Annotated in this window: 3 protein-coding genes; 2 read left to right on the top strand and 1 reads right to left on the bottom strand. The window is 65.8% G+C overall.

The genetic code is table 11. The annotated features are described in order from the left end of the window. On the top strand, positions 1-771 hold a 771-nt coding region (locus EOA75_RS32165), incomplete at its 5' end, for a class II D-tagatose-bisphosphate aldolase, non-catalytic subunit (RefSeq protein WP_164747731.1). A 9-nt stretch (positions 772-780) separates the two neighbouring features. On the opposite strand, the gene EOA75_RS32160 is transcribed toward EOA75_RS32165, so the two are convergent. Then, entirely contained in the window at positions 781-1320 is a 540-nt protein-coding gene (locus tag EOA75_RS32160; protein ID WP_095776664.1) for an Lrp/AsnC family transcriptional regulator, read from the bottom strand. A 48-nt stretch (positions 1321-1368) separates the two neighbouring features. Here EOA75_RS32160 and EOA75_RS32155 point away from each other — a divergent pair. Next, on the top strand, positions 1369-2152 hold a 784-nt coding region (locus EOA75_RS32155), incomplete at its 3' end, for an MFS transporter (RefSeq protein ID WP_164747730.1).

The following is a 2152-nucleotide window of genomic DNA, read 5'->3' as shown; positions in this document are numbered from 1 at the left end:
TACATCATCGGCACCGAAGTGCCGGTTCCGGGCGGCGCGCTGGAAGCGCTCGACCATATGCATGTGACCGAGCCGGCCGATGCGCTCCGCACGGTCGAGCTCCATCGCCAGGCCTTCTGCCGTCTCGGCCTCGATGCCGCTTTTGCCCGGGCTGTCGGCGTCGTCGTTCAGCCCGGCGTCGAATTCGGCAATGCCGACATCATCGCCTATGCGCCCGAGAGGGCGACGAAGCTGGTCGCGGCCCTGGAAAGCCAGCCGCAATTCGTCTTCGAGGCGCATTCGACCGACTATCAGCCGGCGGAAGCTTTGGCCGCGCTCGTGCGCGACGGCTTCGCCATCCTCAAGGTCGGCCCCTGGCTCACCTTCGCATTGCGCGAGGCGCTCTATGGCCTGAGCCACATCGCCGACGCGCTCGCGCCCGATCCCTCGCGCGAAAGCTTGCTGGCCGCGATGGAACGCATCATGCTGGCCTCACCCGGCAATTGGCAGAAATATTATCCGGGAACGCCTGACGAGCAGCGCCTGCAGCGGCATTTCTCCTTCAGCGACCGCATCCGCTACTACTGGCCATCACCCGATGCGCAGCATGCGACCGAAGCGCTGCTGGCGGCGCTCGGCGATCGCGAGATTCCACGCCCCCTGATCAGCCAGTATCTCGGCCATCTCGATGCCGAGGTCGGCGCCGGTCGGATCACGCCGACCGCGCATGAGCTTCTGATTGCCAGCGTCACGCGCGTCCTCGATACCTATCGCAGGGCCACGATCCCGTAAGCCGGCGGATTAGTAGACAGGCGTCGCCATATGTTTGGGTGCCGGCCATTCGGCCGTGATCTCTGGCTGGACCGGCCGTTCGAGATAGGTTGAAAGCACCACATAGCTGCGCGTCGAGACCACGCCCGGCGTCTCGTAGATACGAGACAGCAGGCCTTCCAGCGCCCTTGTGTCCTCGGTGCGTACCTTGAGCAGCATGCAGGTGTCGCCGGCGACCGAATGGATCTCTTCCACTTCCGGGCATTCCGAGATCGCCATCAATTCCGGCGTCTTGCCCCAGCCCCTGGTATCGATGTGCACGAAGGCGAGCAGCGGCTTCTTCACCGCCTTCGGATCGATGATCGCCGAGGTGGCGCGGATGGCGCCGCTGCGCCTGAGCCGCTTCACCCGCTCATGCGCCGCCGGTGGCGACAGGCCGACGCGATCGCCGAGCTCCGCATAACTGATGGTCGCATCGTCGACCAGAACGCCTAATATTTTTCGGTCGATCGGGTCGACCTCACGGGTTGGCTGCTTGTTCCGCTGAACGTCATCTGTTTCTGAGTCCATTTGGAAATTCTCCATTGATGCTGAATTCAATTCGGTCATTATGGAGATATGTCGAACAGTGATCAATCAGCGATTCTGACTGCGGCGTCCCGTGCACCGATCCCGGCCGCAGCCTACCTGCTCACCGGCTGCATCGCCGTCATCGGCTCCAACTCACTGGTTCTCGGGCCGATAGCGCCCGCCGTCGCGGCATCCTTCGCGGCAAGCGTGCCGGCGGTGATGACGGCCGCCGCTGCCTTCGGCCTCGGCACCTCGGCCAGCGCGCTTTTTCTTGCCCGCTATATCGACCGGATCGGCGCCCGCCGCATGCTGCAGGGCGCATTGCTGTTGCTTGCGCTGGCGCTGGTGGGCAGCGCGCTCGCGCCGACGGTGGCGGCGCTGGTCGCGGCCCAGCTCGTTGCCGGCATCGCTGCTGGCGTCGCCATGCCGGCGATCTACGCCAGCTCCGCAGCGATCGCGCCGCCCGGCCGCGAGAGCGGAACGATCGGCGTCGTGCTGACCGGCTGGACGCTCTCCATGGTCGCCGGGGTGTCGCTGTCGGCGGTGCTTGCCGATCTCATCCATTGGCGGGCCGTCTTCGCCGCTGTCGCGCTTCTCGCCGCAACCGCCGTCGCCGGCCTGTCGGTCAGCTCGCTGCGCGACACCAGGAAAAGCGGTCCGGCACCGTCGCCGCTCGGCGCGCTGGCTGTGCCCGGAATCCTGCCGCTGCTGATCGCCTGCGGCGCCTTCATGACCGCCATCTATGGCGTCTACGGCTATCTCGGCGATCATCTCCATGAAGGTCTCGGCGAGCCGGTCAGCGCCAACGGGCTGGCGGCGATCGCTTACGGGC

Origin of the sequence: Mesorhizobium sp. M1A.F.Ca.IN.022.07.1.1, assembly GCF_003997575.1 — a bacterium.
Classification (GTDB): domain Bacteria; phylum Pseudomonadota; class Alphaproteobacteria; order Rhizobiales; family Rhizobiaceae; genus Mesorhizobium.
The sequence above is the reverse complement of the archived record's forward strand: the minus strand, read 5'-3'. Positions and strand labels throughout refer to the sequence as shown.

Bases quoted from the DNA above. Each gene is read 5' to 3' on its own strand.
- EOA75_RS32160 (WP_095776664.1), bottom strand. From the start codon at position 1,320: ATGGACTCAGAAACAGATGACGTTCAGCGGAACAAGCAGCCAACCCGT.